Source organism: Knoellia sp. AC549 (assembly GCF_979258975.1).
The window spans coordinates 359,046-378,871 of record NZ_OZ409890.1; the positions used below are offsets into that span (position 1 = coordinate 359,046).

Consider the following 19,826-nt stretch of genomic DNA (forward strand, 5'->3'; position numbering starts at 1 on the left):
GCCCATGACCGACGCCGGAGGACACGGGGGCTCCCCGTCGATCGCCCAGCCCGACTACTGGTGGTACCTCGCCCGCACCGACCTCCTCCACGCGGCGCTGAGCGACTTCGCGACCGACTGCACGACGGTCCTCGACATCGGCAGCGCCGACGGCCCTAGCGCGAGCTGGCTCCATGACGGGACACGACAGCTCGCCTCCCTCGACATCGACCCGCGGGGTCTCGGCGCCAACGGGGTCTGCGGCTCGGCCCTCTCCCTCCCCTTTGCCGACTCGGGCTTCGACATGGTCTCCGCCTTCGACGTGATCGAGCACTGCGAACCCGAGGCCGAGGCGCTCGCGGAGGTCAACCGGGTGCTGCGCCCCGGAGGACGCTTCCTCATGGCAGTGCCGGCCTACCAGTGGGCCTGGACCGACTTCGACGTGGCCAACGGGCACTTCCGCCGCTACACCAGGGGTCGCGCGGTTGCCGCCGTCGAGCGCGCCGGCTTCAAGGTGGAACGGGCAACCTATGCCTTCACGTCCGTCTTCCCAGGGTTCGTCGCCGAACGCATCGTGCGGAGGCTGCGCGACCGCAAGCACACGGGTCCCGCCGACGTCGTCGAGGTCCCCGCGGTCCCGCGGGCCCTGCACCACGTGCTCATGGGGCTCACGAAGCTCGACCACGCCGTCCTCCAGCGCACCGACCTCCCGTTCGGCAGCTCCGTCTTCGTGGCCGCGACGAAGGTCAGCGACCCACGCTGACGCAGCGGGTCACCACGTGCCCGAGGTGACCGATTCGAGCTGACGGACCAGCTCACCCACGAGGTCGTATGCCGTGTCGTCCGTGTCGTTGGACATGGACAGGATGACGTGGTCGAGTCCCACCGCGGCCAGGGTGCCGTAGTGGTCGACCGCCTCGTCCACCGACCTCACCGGCTCTCCACGAGCTGAGGTGCCACCGGAGCGCCCCAGGGTGAGTCGCGACAGGGCGGTGACCTCGATCTCGCCAGGATCGCGGCCGACGTCGTCGCAGTGTCCGCGCAGGATCGCGAGTCGGGCCGCCATCGCCTCCGGCCCGGCGTCGAACAGGTTGCACGCGTCGGCGTACTTCGCCACGAGCCGCAGTGTCTTCTTCGGCCCACTGCCGCCGACGAGGATCGGCGTGCGGCGCAGGGGCGGAGGGACGTTGAGGGGACGTTCGAGCGTGAAGTGCCTGCCGGCATACGGTCTCTGGTCGCCGTCGAACATCCGGCGTGTGATGTGCAACGTCTCCTCGAGCCGCTCGAACCGCTCTGACACACCGGGATACGGCACGCCGAGCCCTCGGTGCTCCTCCTCGTTCCATGCTGCGCCGATGCCCAGCCACGCCCGCCCACCGGAGAGCACGTCGAGCGTGGTGACGGTCTTGGCGAGCAGGCCCGGGTGCCGGTAGGTCACCCCGGTGACGAGCGTGCCGAGCTCGATGCGTTCGGTGGCTGCTGCGGCATACGCCAGGGCGGTGTAGCCCTCGAGCATCTCGAGCTTCCGGCGGGCCGATCATCTCGATCTGGAAGAAGTGGTCCATCACCCAGAGCGAGGCCATGCCCGCGCCCTCGGCATTCTGGGCGATGCGCCGGAAGGTGGGGCCGATGGACGCCGGGGCGTTCGGCCAGGAGAAGGAGGAGACCTGCAGTCCACAGCGCATGTGGTGATCCTGCGCAGACTTCCGGATCGGTGGCAAGCACAATGGCGCCGTGCGAATGTTTGCCGCGATCGTGCCGTCACCGGCCGCTCACACCGACCTCGACGCCTTCGTCGAGGTGCGACGTGACGTCGAGTCCGGGCTGCGATGGACCCCACCCCACCTCTGGCACGTGACCCTGGCCTTCATGGCCGACGTGCAGGAGCGCATCGTCGACGAGGTCATCGACGAGATCGCCGGCGTGGCGATCCAGCACCAGCCCATGGCGTTGCAGCTCAGCGGTGCTGGCGTCTTCCCGTCGGTCGCCGACGCCCGGGTCGTGTGGATGGACGTTCGCTCCGACGCACCCGGAGGCCTCGTCGGGCTCGAGCACCTGGCACTCGGTGTGCGGCGTGCGTGTGGACGCGTCGGGGCCTCACCCGCGGGCGGTGACTACCGCCCACACCTCACCCTGGCGCGCTCGCGTCGCCCCTTCGAGGCGACCCGCTGGCTGCGTGTCATGGATGCGTATGCCGGCCCATCCTGGACCGCTGACGAGGTGACGGTCTTCGTGTCGCACCGGGGCACGGGAAAGGGCAGGCCCCACTACGAAGCGGTGGCGGCCTGCCCTCTCGGCGCTGACCTCAGTCGCGGGTGAGCTTGCGGTAGGTGACGCGGTGCGGTCGAGCCGCATCCTCACCCAGGCGCTCGATCTTGTTGGCCTCGTAGGCCTCGAAGTTGCCCTCGAACCAGTACCAGTTGCCCGGGTTCTCCTCGGTGCCCTCGTAGGCGAGGATGTGCGACGCCACCCGGTCGAGGAACCACCGGTCGTGGCTGATGACCACGGCGCAGCCGGGGAACTCGAGCAGGGCGTTCTCGAGCGAGCCCAGGGTCTCGACGTCGAGGTCGTTGGTCGGCTCGTCGAGGAGGAGCAGGTTGCCACCCTCCTTGAGGGTCAGCGCGAGGTTGAGGCGGTTGCGCTCGCCACCGGAGAGGACTCCGGCCTTCTTCTGCTGGTCGGGCCCCTTGAAACCGAACTGCGAGACGTAGGCGCGAGACGGGATCTCGACCTGACCGACCTGGATGTAGTCGTGCCCACCGGACACCGTCTCCCAGAGGTTCTTGTTGGGGTCGAGGCCGCCACGGCTCTGGTCGACGTAGGAGATCTTCACCGTCTCGCCAACGTCGACGACTCCACCGTCCGCGGACTCGAGGCCGACGATGGTCTTGAAGAGCGTGGTCTTGCCGACACCGTTGGCGCCGATGACACCGACGATCCCGTTGCGCGGCAACGAGAACGACAGCCCGTCGATGAGGACGCGGTCGCCGAAGCCCTTCTTGAGGTCCTTGACCTCGATGACCTTGCTGCCCAGCCGCGGGCCTGGCGGGATCTGGATCTCGTCGAAGTCCAGCTTGCGGGTGCGGTCGGCCTCGGCGGCCATCTCCTCGTAGCGGGCCAGCCGGGCCTTGGACTTCGTCTGGCGGGCCTTGGCGTTGGAGCGCACCCACTCGAGCTCGTCGGCGAGGCGCTTGGAGAAGCTTCTGGTCCTTCTTGCCCTGGACCTGGAGGCGGGCCTGCTTCTTCTCGAGGTAGGTCGAGTAGTTGCCCTCGTAGGGGTAGGCACGCCCCCGGTCGAGCTCGAGGATCCACTCGGCCACGTTGTCCATGAAGTAGCGGTCGTGGGTCACGGCGACGACGGCGCCGTGGTAGGCGGCGAGGTGCTGCTCGAGCCACAGGACCGACTCGGCGTCGAGGTGGTTGGTGGGCTCGTCGAGGAGGAGCAGGTCGGGCTTCTGGAGGAGCAGCTTGCACAGGGCGACCCGTCGACGCTCGCCACCGGAGAGCACGGTGACGTCGGCGTCCGGCGGCGGGCAGCGCAGCGCGTCCATCGCCTGCTCGAGCTGGGAGTCGAGGTCCCACGCGTCGGCAGCGTCGATGTCCTCCTGCAGCTTGCCCATCTCGACCATGAGGCTGTCGAAGTCGGCGTCCGGCTCACCCATCTCCTCGGAGATGGCGTTGTAACGGTCGAGCTTGGCCTTGATCTCGCCGGCACCCTCCTCGACGTTGCCGAGGACGGTCTTGTCCTCGTTGAGCTCGGGCTCCTGCATGAGGATGCCGACGCTGTAGCCCGGGGTCAGTCGCGCCTCACCGTTGGAGGGCTGGTCCAGGCCCGCCATGATCTTGAGGACGGACGACTTGCCGGCACCATTGGGGCCGACGACGCCGATCTTGGCGCCGGGCAGGAACGACAGCGTGACGTCATCGAGGATGACCTTGTCGCCGTGGGCCTTGCGGGCGCGCGACATGACATAAATGAACTCGGGCATGGGGCAAGGCTATCGACTGCCCGCCCCATACCCGAATCCGTTTGCGGTCAGGCCGCCGCCTCCTGGACCAACGGCCCCGAGGTGACGTCGGCCGGACGCTCCGCCAGGAGGTAGTCGTCGCGCTCCGGGTCCCCGTAGCCCTCCGCCTCCTCCTCCGCTCCGAAGGCGTCGTCCATCCGGTCCCCGGACCCGTAGGACGGCTTGGCGACCTTCTCGTAGGCGGCCTGACCCCAGCTGAGGTCGTGCCCCGCGACGTTGGCGTCGATGTTGACCGACGTCCCGTAGGACTTGTCCTCGCGCTGGAACTCGCGCACCCGCAGACGTCCGTGGACGACGACCGGCTCGCCCTTGGTGAAGGACTTCACGATGTTGGCACCGAGGTTGCGGAAGGCGTAGACGGTGTAGAACGCCGTGTCGCCGTCCTCGAAGGCACCCGGCTGACCGGAGACCGGTCGACGTGGAGTCGAGGCGACCCGGAACTTCGCGTAGGGCTGACCGCTACGCCCCACGCAGACCTCGGGGTCGGCGACGAGGCGTCCGTGGACGGTCACGATGGTGTCCTGCATGGCTGCTCCTCTGCTGATCAGGCACCGCTCGTGCGGTGCGCTGATGACAGCCTCGGCAAGGCCGATCGACGCGACAACCCTGACTCCGGGATCTGTGGACAGCCCCGGTTGGACCGCTGCGTTGTGGACAGCGACCCCGTGCTCGGAGGGGCTCAGACCTTCGCGGCCGCGTCGATGTGCTGGCGCGTCTCGCGGTGCCGCTCGAGGATGGCCGTCACCGGCGAGAGGATCCGCTCGTCGGCCACGACCGCGATGGAGTCGCGCAGCCGGCCGTTGATGACCGATCCCCGACGACGGGCTCCGATGCCGGCGAGGAAGCGCGAGACCAGTGCCAGCAGCAGACCCGCCGCGATGCCTCCGACGAGCAGCACGAACGGCCAGGGCAACGGCCCCCACATGGGGGTCTCGATGCTGGGGAACTGGAGCCAGCCCAGCACCCAGAGGACGACGAACCACAGTGCGCCCGCCAGTGCAGCAAGGGCGAGCAGGATCTGGATGAGGCCGACGACCCGCCACCACACGGGGGTGCGCGAACGCAGCGACGTGTGGATCACGGCCTGGTCGAGGGCGTCGGACATCGCATGGCCGGGGGGCGCAGCGGCAGCGTCGATGGCGTCGCCCCACGGAGTGGGCAGCGTCGAGCCCGCCCTGTCGGCGAGCCGTCGGGTCGCGAGGTCGACAGCGGCGCGTGCAGCCGGCGTGGGTGGCGGCAGTGACGAGCGGCCCAGCACGGAGCGGACGTCGGCCTGCGTCACGCCGATGTCGTCACGGCCTGTGTCGAGGCGCAGCCGACGCAGCGGTCGCGGTCGGAGGCGCTGCACCCATCGCGTCATCGGCCAACCGGTGTGGCTGACGGCCTGCATCGAGTAGTCGCGCTCGACGGCCCGCACGACGGTGGGGACCCCCGCGGCCCGGGCCAGGGCGTCCACGAGCTCGCCCTCCCCCTTGGCCTTGATGGCCGGCTCGGAGTCGGCCACGCCCGGACGCAGGGCTGCGGCCGACTGCCGCACGTCCGCCGCCAGACGAGCCCTGGCGGCATTCGAGCCGGAGACGGCGTTGCTGAGTCGCTGGCCCAGGACGTCCAGGCCGCGGCCGGTGCGCGCCGAGGTGGGGATGACGGTGGCCTTGGCGATGCCGTCACGAGCCATGAGCCGGGTGAGGTCGGTGACGCACTGGTCGATCTCCGAGTCACTGAGGCGGTCGACCTGGTTGAGCACGACGATGGTGACGGCATCGTGGGTCGCGAGCGCCGAGACGTAGTCGTCGTGGAGGCGCGCGTCGGCATACTTCTGCGGGTCGGTGACCCAGACGAACACGTCGACGAGCTCGAGGACGCGCTCGGCCTCGACCCGGTTCGAGGTCTCGCGGGAGTCGAAGTCGGGCAGGTCGAGCAGAACCAGCCCGTCGAGGGAGCCGATCCTTTTGTTGCCGGCCTTGTCACTGGCCTTGTCGCTGGTCTGGTCGGCGGCGACGTGGTGCCGGGTTGCGACACCGAGCCAGTCGAGAAGCGGTCCGGCGGGTTCGTCGCCCCAGACGCCCGCAGCCGGCTTGGACGTGGTGGGACGGCGCGCTCCGACGGTGGCGACGTCGGAGCCGACGAGCTGGTTGAAGAGGGACGACTTGCCACTGCCCGTGGCACCGGCCAGCGCGACGACCGTGTGGCCGCCGACGAGCGATGTCCGCTCCCCCACCTTGGTGACGACGGCCGTGGCCTTGGCGACGGGCGCGGGAGGCAGCTCGGAGCCGCCACTCTCGATGGCGGCGCTGAGCGAGGTGGAGGCAGCGGTCAGCGACTCGGCGGACACACCCTTGATCGTGGCGCTGCCCATGCGAAGTGGGCTCATGCGGCGACCTCGCGCACACGGGTCGCTGCCGCGTGGAGCGCGGCCGACTGCTCCGCGGTGTCACCCACGGAGGCGACGACTGCGGCATACCTCTGCTCTTCGGTCTCGTAGAGCTCGGCGACGTGGGCCAGCAGGCTCGCTCGCGCCTTGGCCGCCATCTCGCGCACGGCCTGGTCCCCGAAGATCGCCTCGAGGACGCGCTGGGCCAGCACGGACGTGCCGCCCGCGATGCCGACCTCGGCGCCGGTGAGCCCACCGGTCGCGGCGAACGAGACGAGCATGAGGAAGAGCCCGATGCCGTTGACGCCGTATGCCGCGATGCGGGCGTTGGTGCGTCGGTTGCCGCCCTCGTTGCGGACGATGTCGAAGACCTCCCCCTGCCACTGGCGCACCATGGCCTCGACGCGGAGGTTGAAGTCGGCGGACGGCTTGGCCAGCTCGGGGTGGTCGGCCAGCAGGGTGTCGCCACCGGGCAGGCGACGCCACTCGCGGGCCGTGTCGGCCGAGGCCGCGGAGGCATGGGAGACGAGGAGGTTGGCGACGCCCGACTGGAGCGCCTCGCCCAGGTCCTCGGCGGGCGCCGGCTGACCCTTGACGGCAGCCGTGAGCTTGTCGCGCCACTTGGACAGGGTTGACTCGATCTGGCGGAAGAACTCGCCCGTGCCGACGAACTCCTGCCAGCGGGCGAGGACCTCACCGCGCAGGAGCGTGCCGTCGGTCATGCCGTCCCTGACGCCCTGGGTCGCGCGCTCGTAGTTGCCGGATGCCGCCGCCGTCAACGCCTCGGCGGCCGAGGCCTGTTCGTCGGAGACCTCGGCCAGGGTGGCCGTGCGACCCGAAAGTCGAGCTCATCGCGCCCTTGAGGGTCTGGCTCACGACGACGGAGCGGGCCCTGGCATCTCCGGCGAGGGCATCGAGCCAGGCCTTGAGCCGGCCCATGGCCTCGGGTGGGAGGAAGCCCTCGGGCGACAGCGTGGCCTCGGGCACGGTGAAGATAGGGGCGGTCGGGAGTCCCTGCTCGCGCAACATGGCTGCGAGGTGGGGGCGGATCTCGTCGACGGCCTCGGGAGCGATGCGGTCCAGGACGATGGCGACGGCCGTGCCTCGCTCGGCGGCGGTGCGCAGCAGGTCCCAGGGCACGGCGTCGGCGTAGCGGGCAGCAGTCGTCACGAAGAGCCACAGGTCGGCGGCGGACAGCAGCTGGCCGGCGAGCTCACGGTTGGCCTGCACGACCGAGTCGATGTCGGGCGCATCCAGCAGCGCCATGCCGGGCGGGAGCGAGGACGAGTCCACGAGCCGCACGGTGCCCGGCGCCGCCTCTTCGCCGGGGCCGCCCGTGACCCGGGCGAGGCTGGGGAGGATGCGCTGGTCGGCAAACCACTTCCGGTCCTGCGGGTGGTGGACGAGCACCGGGCTCGTGGTGGTGGGGCGGAGCACGCCGGAGCGGCTGACCTGGGCCCCCACGATCGAGTTGACCAGGGTGGACTTGCCGGCGCCGGTCGACCCTCCGACGACCGCGAGGAGCGGTGCGTCGATGGAGCGCAGTCGCGGCAGGACGTAGTCGTCGAGCTGCTGGATGAGCTCGCGGCGCACGGTGACGCCGCGTGCCTGCCCGGGGGTGCTGAGCGGGAGCACGGAGGACTCGACGGCGTCGCGCAGTCCGGTCACGGCCTCGACAAGGACACTCGCCTCGGTCGTCTCGGATGTGGTCACGCGCTCAGCCTAACGAAATGGCGAGACGCCGCGCGCCGACGTGCCGACGCTCCCACCTGCGTTGTTGTCGTTCGTCGGTCCACGACGGTCGGCCGCCACGGGGACATTAGACTCCTTTCTCGATCAGCCCCCGTAGCTCAGCGGATAGAGCGAGTCACTTCTAATGACTGGGTCGCAGGTTCGAGTCCTGCCGGGGGCGCCAAACGTCGTAGATCCGCGGAGCGCGTCGTGACGATTGGCTGTACGGCAGAAGCAACAGGCGCGCTCGAATGGAGTGAGAGCGCCGACGGGGCTCCGCGCGGAGTCGAGCTCGCGGGGCATGGCTCGTCAACCGTGTAGGCGCACGCCGCCCGTCCCACGCTGTTGGAGACGGACGACGTGCACTGTCTGCCTACCCGAGTCGAGGGGTACAAAACGACCGACACGCTCCTCGCGGCGGAGACGGCATAACTGTCCGGCGACGCGGTCCGTCCGTGTCGACCGGTCTTTGCCGTCCTTGGGGCGGACTTCGGGCACAGCGGCCGAGCGTGATCCAGCGGGGGCGTGGGCTCAGGCAGCCAGGGTCCGGACCGCGGAGTAGATCGCCTCGTGGGCTCGCGCGAGGCTGACGCGCTCAGCGTGCCGCTCGGCAGCGGTGGCCCGTGGCGCACTCTCACCGGACAGCCATCGGCCGTGAGCTCTGCGCACGGCGTCGACGAGCGACGTGAGCCGCGTGGGCCCCGTGGCGGAGTACGACAGGGCTGGTCGCTGTTCCGCATAGAACCCGCAGTCCGGGGCGACGACCCACGTCCCGAGGTCGTGGCAGGCCTCGAGCCAACCCGAGTGGGTGCCGAACTGGTAGGGCAGGACCGACACGTCGAGCCCGAGGAGGTAGCCCCAGAGCTCGTCGTCGGAGAAGTAGTCGTGCACCTGCAGCTCGAGAAGTCCCTGCCGGGCCAGGGAGGTGACGCGATCCGAGAACCCGGCGTCGTGACGCACGAAGCCCGCAGTCATGACGTCGGTGTGGGCGTCCACGCGCAAGCGCGCACCCGGCATACCAGGAAGTGCCGTCACCAGCGCGTCGATGAGCGGCGCCGGGTCCATGTTGGCGCGCAGGCTCTTGGCATGGATCCCCACGACGAACTCGGCGCGCTCCGGACGGTCCCGGTGCAGCCACTCGGCGGGCACCACCTGGGGGTGGGGCAGCACCGTCGCCTCCCGTCCCCAGCGGTCGCGGATCTCTGCCGCGGCTCCCGGAGTGAGGGTGATGAGGGCATCGGCGGCGTCGACGAGGACACCCAGCTGCGCGTCGTGCAGCAGCGGGGCGTCATGGTGCGGGTTGCGCAGGTCGTGGACCGTGACGACCAACGGCTTGTCGTGCTCGCGCAGTGCCGCCGCCACGTCCCGCAGGTCCTCGGCAGAGAGGGCGTCGAACCCGAAGTGGATGTGCATGACGTCGAACTCGGCGGCGTGCTCGCAGATCCACGTCCGGCTCAGCATGCGCGGCGGCCACCACGGGGAGTCCGCTGACTCACCGGAGGGCGGGTCGGCCAGACGGACGACCGAATCTGCTCCGGCCAAGGGAGATGAGAGGTGCCTGACGTAGACGTGGGCAGAGGGAATCGAGGCGACGTTGATCACGGCTGACCTTCGTGACAAGGCGCGCGGAGATGGTGGCGCGACCGATGGGCAGACGGCACGCTGTTTGACCGCCGTGGACTTCGAGCCAACATAGCGCCCTCGGGCCGCGGCGGGAGATCCCCACCGGCGCCGGTGCCCGTGGAGCGCGCAGGTCAGGTCAGGCCGGCGCGGTGGCTCGCGTTGATCCGCTCTGCCAGGTCGGCGAGCTTGGTGTTCGTGCGGCTCGAGGCACCACGAAGGATCTCGAAGGCCGCTTCGTCGTCGACCTTGTGGGCCGCCATGAGCAGTCCGATGGCCTTGCCGATCTCACGGTTGCTCTGCAGCCCCCGGCGGAGGTTGTCGGCGCTCGCCTCACGCTCGGCCGCAGCCAGGGCGACGGAGGTGAAGGCGGCAAGGACCGCGCCGACGTCCACGGACTCCTGCGTCAGCGCGTCGGGGGTGTCGGAGAAGATGTTCAGCGCCGCTCGTCCGCTCAGGCCGTCGAGCAGCTGGTAGCCGACCATCCCTCTCACCGTGGTGCGGGCCAGGGTGAGCTCGGCGAGGCGGGGCCACTTGCTGTTGCGGCGGATGTCCGGGTCGTGCTGGACCGAGTCCTCGACGATGCTGTCGAGGCACGGTCCCTCGTGCGCCTCGGACTCCAGTCGGTCCATCAGGGCAGCCACGTCGTCGTTCGCGGCTCGGGTCACGAGCTGCTCGTTCTTGTGGAGCGTGGAGACGCAGGCGTGGTCGGCGCCGGGCATGATCTCGACCGCAGTGCGGCAGATCGCGCCCAGCACGTCGTCCGGTCCGTTGCCGGAGTAGACCAGCTCCGCCAGGGAGGCGAAGGCTGAGGTCGTCTCGCGCGAGCTCGGGGTCGTCATGGGTCAAGTATCACGCCTCGCAGCCCCGCGTCGGACCGAGAGGGGGGTCGATGGGAGCAGGCGTCGAGCGCGATGGAGCTCAGCCGGGCTCAGCGACTCCACGGGCTTGGCGAGGAGAGGTGCGATGATCGGGCCATGTCCGTCGCGATCCGGGCCACCCAGGTGGTCGACGACCCGCGACTGCTCGACCTGCTCGACGCCGGCGAGCGCGAACGGGCCGAACGCCGTGCCGATCCGCATCCCTTCATCACCGCCCACGCACTCCTGCGTCGCCTCGTGGCGGACGAGACCGGTGTGGATCCACGTGCTCTCGACTTCGAGAGACGGTGCGCCACGTGCGGCACCGACCGGCACGGCAAGCCCCACGTCGTCGGCATGCGTGACGTCCATGTCTCCGTGTCCTACGGCGAGCGGATGGCCGTGGCGGCCGTGACCAGCCTGGGTGAGGTGGGTGTCGACGTCGAGGACCTCGAGTCCGCGGACTTCGACGGCTTCGGCTCGGTCACCCTCGACCCCACCGAGGTGGCCCAGCTGGCCGAGCTGCACGGCGACGCCCTGCTCGGCGTGCGTGCCCAGCTGTGGTCGCGCAAGGAGGCCATCCTCAAGGCCACCGGGCACGGGCTCGTCGTCGACCCCAGCCAGATCGTCGTGTCCGCCCACGACGCCCCCGCCGAGCTGCTCGAGTGGAAGGCGGCCCAGCACCTCCCCGGTCCGATGCAGGTCAGCGACCTCGACGTCGGTCGTGTCGACCACCGTGCCGCCGTCGCCGTCCTCACGAGTCGGCCGCTGACGGTGCGGCTTCAGCGCGGCTGAGCTCCTGCGGCGGTGCGTCGCAACGCCAGCTCGGCGAGCAGGGCGGCCATGTCCGGGATGACCGAGTCGTCGTATGCCGCCCGCGGAGAATGGTTGTCGTCTGCGGTCGTGTGGTCGTCCACGACGCAGGCGCCGACGTTGAGGTAGGCGCCGGGCACCTGCTCGAGCACGAAGGACATGTCCTCCGCGCCGGCCTCGGGGGTGACCATGTCGGCCCAACGCTCGGCGCCGAAGAGGTCGACGACCGTGGCCTGCGCGAAGCCGAACTCCTGCGCGTCGTTCACCGTCACGGGGTATCCCCCGCCGATGTCGACGGTGGCGGTGAGGTGGTGTGCGGCGGCGACGTGCTCGGCCACGCGTCGGATCTCGGCGTGCGCCTTGTCGCGGTGCTCCGGCGAGAAGGTCCGCAGCGTCGCCTCGATCTCGGCGGTGTCGGGGATGACGTTGTTGACCGTGCCCGCGCTGATCCGACCGACCGTGACGACGACCGGGTCGAAGACGTCGAACCGGCGCGTCACCATGGTCTGGAGAGCGAGCACGATCTCGCACGCGACGGGCACGGGGTCCAGGGCGTACTGCGGCTGCGAGCCGTGACCGCCCTTGCCCTGCACCGTGACCAGCACCTCGTCGGCTGCGGCCATCTGGGGGCCGGGGCGACCGAACCACACGCCTCGGGGGTGCTCCGCGGCATACACATGAATGGCGTATGCCGCGTCGACCCGTCGCCCGGCGACGTCCAGCAGTCCTTCGCGCAGCATCGGTTCGGCCCCTCCGGGGCCCTCTTCGCCCGGCTGGAACATGAAGACCACGTCACCGGCGAGCTCGTCACGCAGCTCGTGCAGGATGCGCGCTGCACCGACGAGCCCGGCGACATGCAGGTCGTGACCGCAGGCGTGCATCAGTCCGTCTCGCTCGGACGCGAAGTCGAGCCCGGTGGTCTCGGTGACGGGCAGCCCGTCCATGTCACCGCGCAGGAGCACGACGGGTCGCTCACGACCGTCGGCCGACCCCCCGCGACCACGCAGCACCGCGACGACGCTGCTGAGGCTCTGCCCCAGGGTGATCTCGAGGTCGAGGCCGTCGAGCGCGTCGAGCACTGCCTGCTGAGTTCGCGGAAGGTCGTTGCCGAGCTCGGGGTGACGGTGCAGGTCGTGTCGCAGGCTGACCAGCTCGGGTGCCACGGCCTGCGACAGCTCGAGGACGGACGGGTGCCGCCCCATCAGAGGACCTGGCCGGCGAACTCGCGTCGTCGCGTCACCAGGGTGGCGAGGAGCTCGCGCTCGTCCTCGAGGGCCCGAGCGTCGGCGGCCGAGTGGTGCATGCGTCGACGGAGGAGCGCGAGCTCGCTCGCCGCGTCCTGGAAGTCCTCCATGGACCGCAGAGCGGGTCGGCCACCGTTGGCCCTCGCCCACTGTCGCGCCTCGCGTCGCCGCGGCATCGAGGCGAGCATCGCCACCTCGGCGGAGGACAGCCATCCTGCGTCCGAGTAGGCATGCAGGAACTGGCCGATGAGGCGTCCCTCACGACGCCGGACCCAGACGACGAAGCCGAGGAACGCGAGGAAGAGCGGGAGCTCGACGACGAGGTAGACGGCAATGAGTCCCTCACCTCCACTCACCGCCGCAAGGTTCCAGACGGCATGGGAGATGACCGCGATGACGAAACCGACGAGAGGCGCGACCCACCGCACCCAGCCGCGGCGCGACATCGCGGCGACGCCGATCCCGATGCCGGTGCAGATGGTGAACATCGGGTGGGCGAAGGGCGAGAGGAGGCAGCGGCCGATGAACGTGGCGGTGAGCCCGTCCTGCCCATGCTCGGCCCACGCGAGGGCGAGGTACTGGATGTTCTCGGTGAACGCGAAACCGGCGGCCGTCACACCGGCATACACCATGCCGTCCGTGATCCCGTCGAACTCCCGTCGGGCGAAGCGCCACACCAGGAGGATGAGCAGACCCTTGGCGGCCTCCTCGACGACGGGCGCGACGAACACGGCGGTGAGCGCGAGGGACTCGTCCTGCGGGATCGACCCCCACAGGACGAGCTGGCCGGCGGTGTTGAGGGTCATCGCGATGAGAACGGCGATGAGGGCGCCCCAGAGGAAGGCCATCCAGAGGTAGCGGGTCGGTTCGGACTCGAAGCGGTCGAGCCACATGAAGGTCGGGACGACGATGCCCAAGGGGATGATGGCGATGACGAGCCCCAGCAGGGTCGCGCTGACTCCGGCCGCGGCCCCGATGGCGACGGCGACGGCGAGCGCGGCGACTCCGAAGCCCAGCGTTGCGACGCCGAGGAGCACCCAGCGCCGGATCATGGACCTCCCCCGATGCGCACCCGAGCGCGTGCGATCCGGCCCCGAGGGCACGGTTGGACCGATGGCGACGGCCTGCTCCCCACTCATGTCCGCGACCCTAGTGCAGCGCCATACAGTGGAGGCCATGTCCTCAGCCCCCGACCGAGCCCTGACCGACCGCATCGTCTGGATCGACTGCGAGATGACCGGGCTCTCGCTCGAGAACGACGCCTTGGTCGAGGTGGCAGCGCTCGTCACCGACTTCGAGCTCAACATCCTCGGCGACGGCGTCGACGTCGTCATCAAGCCGAACGACGAGGCGCTCGCGCAGATGGGTGACTTCGTCCGCGAGATGCACACGTCCTCCGGGCTCATCGACGAGTTCGCCAACGGGGTGAGCATCGAGGAGGCGCAGCAGCGGGTCCTCGACTACGTGCGCGAGTGGGTGCCCGAGCCCCGCAAGGCGCCCTTGGGTGGCAACACCGTGGCGACCGACCGCGGCTTCCTGGCGCGCGACATGGCCGAGCTCGAGGAGCACCTCCACTACCGGATCATCGACGTCTCCTCGATCAAGGAGCTGTCGCGGCGCTGGTTCCCCCGCGCCTACTTCGCGGCCCCCGAGAAGTCCGGTGGCCACCGGGCGCTGGCCGACATCCGGGAGTCCATCGCGGAGCTGCGCTACTACCGCGCCGCCGTCTTCGTCGACCCTCCGGGACGCGGGACCGACGAGCTGCGCACCATCGCTGCCCAGCACGTCGTCGACCACTCCGAGCCGGTGTCGAGCGGCACTGTCGGTCTGGTCAGGAGCACGCCCGGGGAGCAGGTACGATAGTTCGCGCTGCCTCGGCTCCACTGATGTGTATGCCGTGCAGTGCCTTGGTGGGTATAGCTCAGCTGGTAGAGCGCCGCCTTGTGGTGGCGGATGTCGCGGGTTCAAGTCCCGTTACTCACCCCGCTCGAAAGCCCCTGCACCGCAGGGGCTTTCGTCATGTTCAGGCTGGGTGTGCAGTATGGGTCCCATGAGAACGACGACGCGTGGACTCGTCCTGCTGCTCCTCACCGCACTCTCGGGAGTGACGCTGGGGGTGCTTCCGGCGAGCGCCCACTCGCGGCTGATCTCGATCTCCCCCGCCGACGGCGCGTCAGTGCCAGCGTCTCCCCAGGAGATCGTGCTGACCTTCAACGAGCCGATCAACCCCCAGTTCGTGACGGTGCGCGTCACCGACGGCGAGGGCGGCGAGGTCGTCGGCGAGAAGGCGTCGACGCAGGGGGCGAAGGTCACCCTGCCGGTGAGCGACCCCATCGCCGCCGGGACCTACAACGTCGTCTACCGCGTGGTGAGCGCGGACTCCCATCCGATCTCTGGGTCGACGCGCTTCACGGTGGCCGGCGACCCCGCTGCCCCGCCGAGCTCACCCAGCGCCACTGCGTCCGAGTCGCCCTCGGGCAGCGCGTCCGGCGCAGCCACTCCGCGTGCGTCCACGAGTCCCTCGCTCGCGAGCCCGCCGGCGGCCTCTGAGGCCACCGGCGACGCCCCTGCGGCAGCCGACTCCGGGGAATCCGGTGGCACCCCGTCGTGGGTCTGGTTCATCGTCTTCGCAGCGCTCGTCGGAGCGGTCGCCGCCACCTTCTACGCCGTGCGGCGCGACGAGTCCCAGTCCTGAGCACCGGTGGCACGAAGCCCTACCGCCTCGCCGCCGCCGCGCGTGCCGAGATCGATTTCGCGACCGGGCGCGAGTCCTGATAATGTCTCCGATCGCGCGCCATTAGCTCAATTGGCAGAGCAGCTGACTCTTAATCAGCGGGTTCGGGGTTCGAGTCCCTGATGGCGCACCAGCACCGCAGACCGGGCGATCTTGCCCGGTCTGCGGTTTTTTGGTGCTGGAGTCTTCAGCGCGTATGCCGGGTGGTGCGCACCCGGCATACGCCCGGCCGTCAGGCGCGGAAGGCGGAGAGGAAGATCCCCGGGAAGCTTGGCCCACGACGGCTTGGCCGCGAACTGCGTGAGCAGCTGCCCGGTCCGCCGCGCGCTGCGGGCCGAGACGAACCACGGCGGCTTCGGCGAGAGCGAGAGCTCACCGCCGAGGACGGAGCGGGGGAACGGCCGGAACGGTCCCCGGACGATGGTCCGCTCCGTGCCCTCGAGCAGGAACGCGTTGTGGACGGTGCCGATCCCGCTCTGGACGTCGGCGAGCGTGTGGCCGGGGAAGGCCCCCCACGGCGCACCGGCCGCGAGGAAGCCGAGGCCCGTCCAGGCGTTGACGGCGATGCAGCCGTACTCGAGCCGGGCCAGCGCCTCGTCGAAGCCGCTGCCGAGCTCCTTGAGCGTGGCCGGGGCGACGATGAGGTTCGCGCCGAGAGTCCCGACGAGGGCGGTGTTCGCGTGGGCGACGGCGGCGTCGAGGAAGGCCTGCCCGGTGCCGGGCACGTCGACGACCCCGAGGACCGGTGAGAAGTACTCGGTCGTCTCGATCGCCGACGCATCCACGCCGTTCCGCGCGTCGACGAGCAACCGTCCGCTGCCCTGTCCGAGACGATCGGCCCGCGCGTAGGCCGCACCCGCAGCGGCGACGCGGTCACCGCTCCCGGGATACCAGGGCGCGCGCTCCGGGGCCTGCGCCAGCGCACGCCGGAGCTCCTCGACGAAGGCCTCCCGCTGCGGCCACTCGCTGCTGAGGACGACGACCTGGCCGGCGATGCAGTTGTAGCCGCCGTTGTGCAGGCGCTGGGTCGCGACGTGCTGCGCCTGGAAGCGGAGGTCGGCCGCGGACCACTCCCCCGGGACGACGATGATCGGCGAGACGCCACCCAGCTCGCTCGTGATGGGCTTGTCGAGGGCCGGCGTGCCCGCTGCCCGGCGCGCGGCACCCTCCGGCCCGGGCCCCCAGACGATGACGTCGTGGGTCACGGCGCTGCCGGTGATGTGCACGTGCGAGAAGGCCGGGTGGTGGGCGAGATAGCTGCCGACGTCCCCGGCGCCGGTCACCACGGCCAGCAGCCCGAGCTCGATGAGCGGCGCGAAGGCGGCGGTGTAGACCGGCAGGAGCTCGTCCATCGTCGGGTTGAGCTTCAGGACGACGACGCGGTTGTGGGCCACGAGCTCGTAGAGCACATCGAGGGGCGCGATGGAGGTGATGTTGCCGGCGCCGAGGACGAGGCCCACCCCGCCCGTGCTCGTGGGCGTGAGGGCACCGAGGCCGGCGTTGGCCCGCACGTCGCTGGCACTGAGGCCGGGCTTCATCCACACGTCGGCCGAGAAGCCGTGGAGCAGCAGGTACTCGTAGGCACTGGTCGGCAGGACGGGCACGGCCACCCGTCCCCCGGGCGCCGTGCCGAACCGCTGGGTCTCGACCGGGCTCTCACCCTGGCCGACGGCGGTCAGCGAGTGCTGCAGCGCCGACAAGGCCGTCAGCGTGCAGTAGGGACCGGAGAGCCACTCCTCACCCACGAGAGGCGAGTCCGGCTCGAGGCCCTTGGCCCGCACGGCGGCAGCCACCCACTGCTCGGCCTGCGACGCGACGGCGGCGTGGACGCGGCCCAGCAGGTCGACCCTGTCGCGCAGCCCCAGCTCGGCCCAGCGCTGCTCGCCCGCCCGGACAGTGACGATCGCCGCGTCAAGTGCTGCTCGAGTGCTCTCGTCGGGCACCGTCGGCGTGGCGTCCGAGGGCGTGGCCGTCTCAGTGGTCGTCATGGACACTCCCAGGGGTCTCACCCGTCGACGGCTCAGGCCCCGACGAGGTGCGGCAGCGTTGCCGTGACCCCAGTATCGGTCAGCGCCGTCGGCGACGCAGCACCTTGATCACGACGATGACGGCGACGACGGCCACCGCTGCAGCGACGCGCTCCACCCGCAGGTCACCCTCGGGGGTCGTCGTGGCGTCGGCGAACCGGGCCTTCGCCTGGTCGACCTGCCGCTTGGCGATCGCTGAGGGGGTCGCCTTGGCGGTGAGCTCGTTGAGGGTGCGCGCGAGGCGCGTGCGGCGCTCCGCGATGTCGGCCTCGAGGGCGGGGATGCTGGTCATCGAATCAGTCCTCACTGAGTCCGAGGTCGCGCCGGAGCTTGGCGACGTGACCTGTGGCTTTGACGTTGTAGAAGGCGTGCTCGACCTTGCCTTCACCGTCGACGACGAAGGTGGAGCGGATCACGCCCTGGACGGTCTTGCCGTAGAGGCTCTTCTCACCGAAGGCGCCCCACGACGTCATGACGGACTTGTCGGGGTCCGAGAGGAGCGTGAGCGAGAGGTGCTCCGCGTCGCGGAACTTCGCGAGCTTCTCGGGCTTGTCCGGTGAGATGCCGAGCACGGTGTAGCCGTCGGTCTTGAGCAGCTCGAGCGACTCGCTGAAGTCGCAGGCCTGCTTGGTGCACCCGGGCGTCATCGCAGCCGGGTAGAAGTAGACGATGACCTTGTCGCCACGCAGGTCCGAGAGCGTGACGCTCTCACGGGTGTCGGTGGTCAGGGTGAAGTCCGGTGCAACGTCGCCCGGACTGAGTCGCTCAGTCACGCAGATCTCCTCGATGGTCGGCTCTCGCCAAACTATCAGCGAGGCACCGACAGCCAGTGCGCGAGGCGGGATTCGAACCCGCACGCCCGAAGGCACTGGTTCCTAAGACCAGCGCGTATGCCTGTTCCGCCACTCGCGCGCGAGGACAGGGTATGCCGTCCGCCCACCTTCCGCCCTGACCCCCACCCTTGCGTCTGCGCATCTGGCGGCTCTTGCGGCCACCTCCGTGGACGCAAGGGGGAGGTGAGAGTCAGGTGAGGCGTTCGCGAAGGACCGGGATCATGGCGCGGAAGGCGCGGCCCCGGTGCGAGATCTCGTTCTTCTCGACGTCGGAGTACTCCGCCATTGCTCTGGTGTCGCCGTCGGGGACGAAGATCGGGTCGTAGCCGAAGCCATTGTCCCCCACCGGGTCCCGTCGGATCGTGCCCGTGACGCGACCTTCGACGGACTCGATGGAGCCGTCGGGCATGGCGAGCACCGCGGCACAGACGAAGGAGGCGCTGCGGTGCTCGTCGGGCACGTCGCCGAGCTGCTCGAGGAGCAGCGAGAGGTTGGCACGGTCGCGTTCGGCGCGGGGGGCGTCGGGGCCGGAGTGCGACCCGGACCACCGTGCCGAGAAGACGCCGGGCGAGCCGCCGAGCACATCGACGGCCAACCCGGAGTCGTCGGCCACGCTGGGCAGTCCGGTGGCCTGCGCGACGGCGACGGCCTTGAGCCGGGCGTTGCCCACGAAGGTCACCTCGCTCTCGACGACGTCGGGGGCGTCCGGGAAGTCCGAGGCGCCGACGACCTCCAGCCCGAGCTCCTCGACGAGCTCGGCGAGGATCTGGCGGAGCTCGTGGACCTTGTGCTCGTTCTGGGTCGCGAGGACCAGCCTCGTCATCGCGTCCGCTCCCGAGGGGCCTCGTCGAGCGCCTGCTTCTGCAGGGCCGTGAGGGTGGCGCAGCCGGCAGCGGCGAGGTCGAGCAGCTCGTTCAGCCGGTCGCGGTCGAATGCCGCGTCGGCACCCTCGGCCGTCCCCTGCACCTCGACGTAGCGACCCGAGCCGGTCATGACGACGTTCATGTCGGTGTCGGCCGTGGAGTCCTCGGGGTAGTCGAGGTCGAGGACGGGGAGCCCGCCGACCACGCCGACACTCACAGCCGCGATGGAGTCGGACAGCGGCTGGGCGTTCTTGGCGATGAGGCCCTTGGCACGGGCGTCCTCGATGGCGTCGACGAGCGCGACGTAGGCACCGGTGATCGACGCCGTGCGCGTGCCACCGTCGGCCTGTAGCACGTCACAGTCGACGACGATCGTGTTCTCCCCCAACGCCTTCGTGTCGATGACGGCACGCAGCGCACGTCCGATGAGACGGGAGATCTCGTGGGTGCGGCCGCCGACCTTGCCCTTGCGGGACTCACGGTCCGAGCGGGTGTTGGTCGAGCGCGGGAGCATCTCGTACTCGGAGGTGACCCACCCGGTGCCGCGTCCCTTGAGCCAGCGCGGCACCCCCTCGGTGAAGGACGCTGCGCAGAGCACGCGGGTGCGGCCGAACTCGATGAGGACGCTGCCCTCGGCATGGTCGAGCCAGTTGCGGGTGATCCGCACCTCGCGGAGGTCCTCGGGGGCGCGGCCGTCATGTCTGGTCTGCTGTGAAGTCACAC

19 protein-coding genes, 4 tRNA genes and 2 pseudogenes are annotated in these 19,826 nt (G+C 70.2%); 9 read left to right on the forward strand and 16 right to left on the reverse strand.

Annotated features, from left to right (window positions below):
• Positions 1-4: 4 nt before the first annotated feature.
• Positions 5-742 carry a class I SAM-dependent methyltransferase gene (locus ACZZ98_RS01680; RefSeq protein WP_463514663.1) on the forward strand — a complete coding sequence of 246 codons (738 nt, stop codon included), beginning with the start codon at positions 5-7 and terminating at the stop codon, positions 740-742.
• A 9-nt stretch (positions 743-751) separates the two neighbouring features.
• On the opposite strand, the gene ACZZ98_RS01685 is transcribed toward ACZZ98_RS01680, so the two are convergent.
• Complete coding sequence (locus ACZZ98_RS01685) at positions 752-1,495, reverse strand: TIGR03560 family F420-dependent LLM class oxidoreductase (RefSeq protein WP_463514664.1); 744 nt, start codon at positions 1,493-1,495, stop codon at positions 752-754.
• 224 nt (positions 1,496-1,719) lie between these two features.
• On the opposite strand from ACZZ98_RS01685, the gene thpR reads away from it, so the two are divergent.
• The gene (thpR, locus tag ACZZ98_RS01690; protein WP_463517705.1) at positions 1,720-2,298 is read left to right on the forward strand and encodes an RNA 2',3'-cyclic phosphodiesterase; all 579 of its coding nucleotides are present in this window, start codon (positions 1,720-1,722) and stop codon (positions 2,296-2,298) included.
• On the opposite strand, the pseudogene ettA reads toward thpR, so the two are convergent.
• The 5 genes and pseudogenes from ettA to ACZZ98_RS01715 all read right to left on the reverse strand — a co-directional run bounded on the left by ettA (position 2,285) and on the right by ACZZ98_RS01715 (position 8,091).
• Positions 2,285-3,968, reverse strand: a pseudogene (gene ettA / locus ACZZ98_RS01695) (energy-dependent translational throttle protein EttA). The gene thpR and the pseudogene ettA sit on opposite strands and share 14 nt — an antisense overlap.
• A gap of 47 nt (positions 3,969-4,015) precedes the next feature.
• Positions 4,016-4,534 (reverse strand): single-stranded DNA-binding protein, encoded by a 519-nt coding sequence (locus tag ACZZ98_RS01700; protein ID WP_463514665.1) that lies wholly within the window; start codon positions 4,532-4,534, stop codon positions 4,016-4,018.
• Positions 4,535-4,686: 152 nt separating this feature from the next.
• Complete coding sequence (locus ACZZ98_RS01705; RefSeq protein ID WP_463514666.1) at positions 4,687-6,378, reverse strand: YfjP family GTPase; 1,692 nt, start codon at positions 6,376-6,378, stop codon at positions 4,687-4,689.
• A complete protein-coding gene (locus ACZZ98_RS01710) occupies positions 6,375-7,100 on the reverse strand; it encodes a hypothetical protein (RefSeq protein WP_463514667.1) in 726 nt (241 codons plus the stop codon). Before ACZZ98_RS01710 ends, ACZZ98_RS01705 begins: the two co-directional genes overlap by 4 nt.
• Positions 7,072-8,091 (reverse strand): dynamin family protein, encoded by a 1,020-nt coding sequence (locus tag ACZZ98_RS01715; protein ID WP_463514668.1) that lies wholly within the window; start codon positions 8,089-8,091, stop codon positions 7,072-7,074. The genes ACZZ98_RS01710 and ACZZ98_RS01715 overlap by 29 nt, the downstream gene beginning before the upstream one ends.
• A 126-nt stretch (positions 8,092-8,217) precedes the next feature.
• Between ACZZ98_RS01715 and ACZZ98_RS01720 the strand changes: the two genes are divergently transcribed.
• A tRNA-Arg gene (locus tag ACZZ98_RS01720) sits at positions 8,218-8,293 on the forward strand.
• A gap of 347 nt (positions 8,294-8,640) precedes the next feature.
• Here the strand turns inward: ACZZ98_RS01720 and ACZZ98_RS01725 are convergent.
• On the reverse strand, positions 8,641-9,570 hold the full coding sequence (locus tag ACZZ98_RS01725; protein ID WP_463514669.1) for a glycosyltransferase family protein: 930 nt from the start codon (positions 9,568-9,570) through the stop codon (positions 8,641-8,643).
• Positions 9,571-9,863: 293 nt separating this feature from the next.
• The gene (locus ACZZ98_RS01730) at positions 9,864-10,571 is read right to left on the reverse strand and encodes a GAF and ANTAR domain-containing protein (RefSeq protein WP_463514670.1); all 708 of its coding nucleotides are present in this window, start codon (positions 10,569-10,571) and stop codon (positions 9,864-9,866) included.
• A 135-nt stretch (positions 10,572-10,706) separates the two neighbouring features.
• Here ACZZ98_RS01730 and ACZZ98_RS01735 point away from each other — a divergent pair, with 135 nt between their 5' ends.
• A complete protein-coding gene (locus tag ACZZ98_RS01735; protein ID WP_463514671.1) occupies positions 10,707-11,384 on the forward strand; it encodes a 4'-phosphopantetheinyl transferase family protein in 678 nt (225 codons plus the stop codon).
• On the opposite strand, the gene ACZZ98_RS01740 is transcribed toward ACZZ98_RS01735, so the two are convergent.
• Both ACZZ98_RS01740 and ACZZ98_RS01745 read right to left on the reverse strand, forming a co-directional pair.
• A complete protein-coding gene (locus tag ACZZ98_RS01740) occupies positions 11,372-12,604 on the reverse strand; it encodes a M20 metallopeptidase family protein (protein ID WP_463514672.1) in 1,233 nt (410 codons plus the stop codon). The genes ACZZ98_RS01735 and ACZZ98_RS01740 overlap by 13 nt on opposite strands.
• Entirely contained in the window at positions 12,604-13,785 is a 1,182-nt protein-coding gene (locus tag ACZZ98_RS01745) for a PrsW family intramembrane metalloprotease (protein WP_463514673.1), read from the reverse strand. The genes ACZZ98_RS01740 and ACZZ98_RS01745 overlap by 1 nt, the downstream gene beginning before the upstream one ends.
• A 37-nt stretch (positions 13,786-13,822) precedes the next feature.
• Here ACZZ98_RS01745 and orn point away from each other — a divergent pair, with 37 nt between their 5' ends.
• The 5 genes from orn to ACZZ98_RS01770 all read left to right on the forward strand — a co-directional run bounded on the left by orn (position 13,823) and on the right by ACZZ98_RS01770 (position 16,129).
• Positions 13,823-14,509 (forward strand): oligoribonuclease, encoded by a 687-nt coding sequence (gene orn / locus ACZZ98_RS01750; protein WP_463514674.1) that lies wholly within the window; start codon positions 13,823-13,825, stop codon positions 14,507-14,509.
• 47 nt (positions 14,510-14,556) lie between these two features.
• Positions 14,557-14,629, forward strand: a tRNA-His gene (locus tag ACZZ98_RS01755).
• Between the two features lie 67 nt (positions 14,630-14,696).
• Complete coding sequence (locus ACZZ98_RS01760) at positions 14,697-15,341, forward strand: copper resistance CopC family protein (RefSeq protein WP_463514675.1); 645 nt, start codon at positions 14,697-14,699, stop codon at positions 15,339-15,341.
• Between the two features lie 96 nt (positions 15,342-15,437).
• Positions 15,438-15,513 (forward strand) — tRNA-Lys (locus ACZZ98_RS01765).
• A 322-nt stretch (positions 15,514-15,835) separates the two neighbouring features.
• A complete protein-coding gene (locus ACZZ98_RS01770) occupies positions 15,836-16,129 on the forward strand; it encodes a hypothetical protein (RefSeq protein WP_463514676.1) in 294 nt (97 codons plus the stop codon).
• A 222-nt stretch (positions 16,130-16,351) separates the two neighbouring features.
• On the opposite strand, the pseudogene ACZZ98_RS01775 reads toward ACZZ98_RS01770, so the two are convergent.
• From ACZZ98_RS01775 to rph, 6 genes and pseudogenes are all read right to left on the reverse strand, one after another.
• Positions 16,352-17,368, reverse strand: a pseudogene (locus ACZZ98_RS01775) (aldehyde dehydrogenase family protein); the annotation flags it as partial.
• A gap of 79 nt (positions 17,369-17,447) precedes the next feature.
• A complete protein-coding gene (locus ACZZ98_RS01780; protein WP_463514677.1) occupies positions 17,448-17,699 on the reverse strand; it encodes a DUF3618 domain-containing protein in 252 nt (83 codons plus the stop codon).
• A 4-nt stretch (positions 17,700-17,703) separates the two neighbouring features.
• A complete protein-coding gene (gene bcp / locus ACZZ98_RS01785; RefSeq protein ID WP_463514678.1) occupies positions 17,704-18,180 on the reverse strand; it encodes a thioredoxin-dependent thiol peroxidase in 477 nt (158 codons plus the stop codon).
• Positions 18,181-18,237: 57 nt separating this feature from the next.
• Positions 18,238-18,319: transfer RNA gene (locus tag ACZZ98_RS01790), tRNA-Leu, on the reverse strand.
• Between the two features lie 111 nt (positions 18,320-18,430).
• Entirely contained in the window at positions 18,431-19,063 is a 633-nt protein-coding gene (gene rdgB, locus ACZZ98_RS01795; RefSeq protein ID WP_463514679.1) for an RdgB/HAM1 family non-canonical purine NTP pyrophosphatase, read from the reverse strand.
• Complete coding sequence (rph, locus tag ACZZ98_RS01800) at positions 19,060-19,824, reverse strand: ribonuclease PH (protein WP_463514680.1); 765 nt, start codon at positions 19,822-19,824, stop codon at positions 19,060-19,062. The genes rdgB and rph overlap by 4 nt, the downstream gene beginning before the upstream one ends.
• Between the last annotated feature and the right edge of the window lie 2 nt (positions 19,825-19,826).

Coding starts and splice junctions, on each gene's coding strand:
- ACZZ98_RS01680 (WP_463514663.1), top strand. CDS start 5: ATGACCGACGCCGGAGGACACGGGGGCTCCCCGTCGATCGCCCAGCCC.
- ACZZ98_RS01685 (WP_463514664.1), bottom strand. CDS start 1,495: ATGCTCGAGGGCTACACCGCCCTGGCGTATGCCGCAGCAGCCACCGAA.
- thpR (WP_463517705.1), top strand. CDS start 1,720: ATGTTTGCCGCGATCGTGCCGTCACCGGCCGCTCACACCGACCTCGAC.
- ACZZ98_RS01700 (WP_463514665.1), bottom strand. CDS start 4,534: ATGCAGGACACCATCGTGACCGTCCACGGACGCCTCGTCGCCGACCCC.
- ACZZ98_RS01705 (WP_463514666.1), bottom strand. CDS start 6,378: ATGAGCCCACTTCGCATGGGCAGCGCCACGATCAAGGGTGTGTCCGCC.
- ACZZ98_RS01710 (WP_463514667.1), bottom strand. CDS start 7,100: ATGACCGACGGCACGCTCCTGCGCGGTGAGGTCCTCGCCCGCTGGCAG.
- ACZZ98_RS01725 (WP_463514669.1), bottom strand. CDS start 9,570: ATGCTGAGCCGGACGTGGATCTGCGAGCACGCCGCCGAGTTCGACGTC.
- ACZZ98_RS01730 (WP_463514670.1), bottom strand. CDS start 10,571: ATGACGACCCCGAGCTCGCGCGAGACGACCTCAGCCTTCGCCTCCCTG.
- ACZZ98_RS01735 (WP_463514671.1), top strand. CDS start 10,707: ATGTCCGTCGCGATCCGGGCCACCCAGGTGGTCGACGACCCGCGACTG.
- ACZZ98_RS01740 (WP_463514672.1), bottom strand. CDS start 12,604: ATGGGGCGGCACCCGTCCGTCCTCGAGCTGTCGCAGGCCGTGGCACCC.
- ACZZ98_RS01745 (WP_463514673.1), bottom strand. CDS start 13,785: ATGAGTGGGGAGCAGGCCGTCGCCATCGGTCCAACCGTGCCCTCGGGG.
- orn (WP_463514674.1), top strand. CDS start 13,823: ATGTCCTCAGCCCCCGACCGAGCCCTGACCGACCGCATCGTCTGGATC.
- ACZZ98_RS01760 (WP_463514675.1), top strand. CDS start 14,697: ATGAGAACGACGACGCGTGGACTCGTCCTGCTGCTCCTCACCGCACTC.
- ACZZ98_RS01780 (WP_463514677.1), bottom strand. CDS start 17,699: ATGACCAGCATCCCCGCCCTCGAGGCCGACATCGCGGAGCGCCGCACG.
- rdgB (WP_463514679.1), bottom strand. CDS start 19,063: ATGACGAGGCTGGTCCTCGCGACCCAGAACGAGCACAAGGTCCACGAG.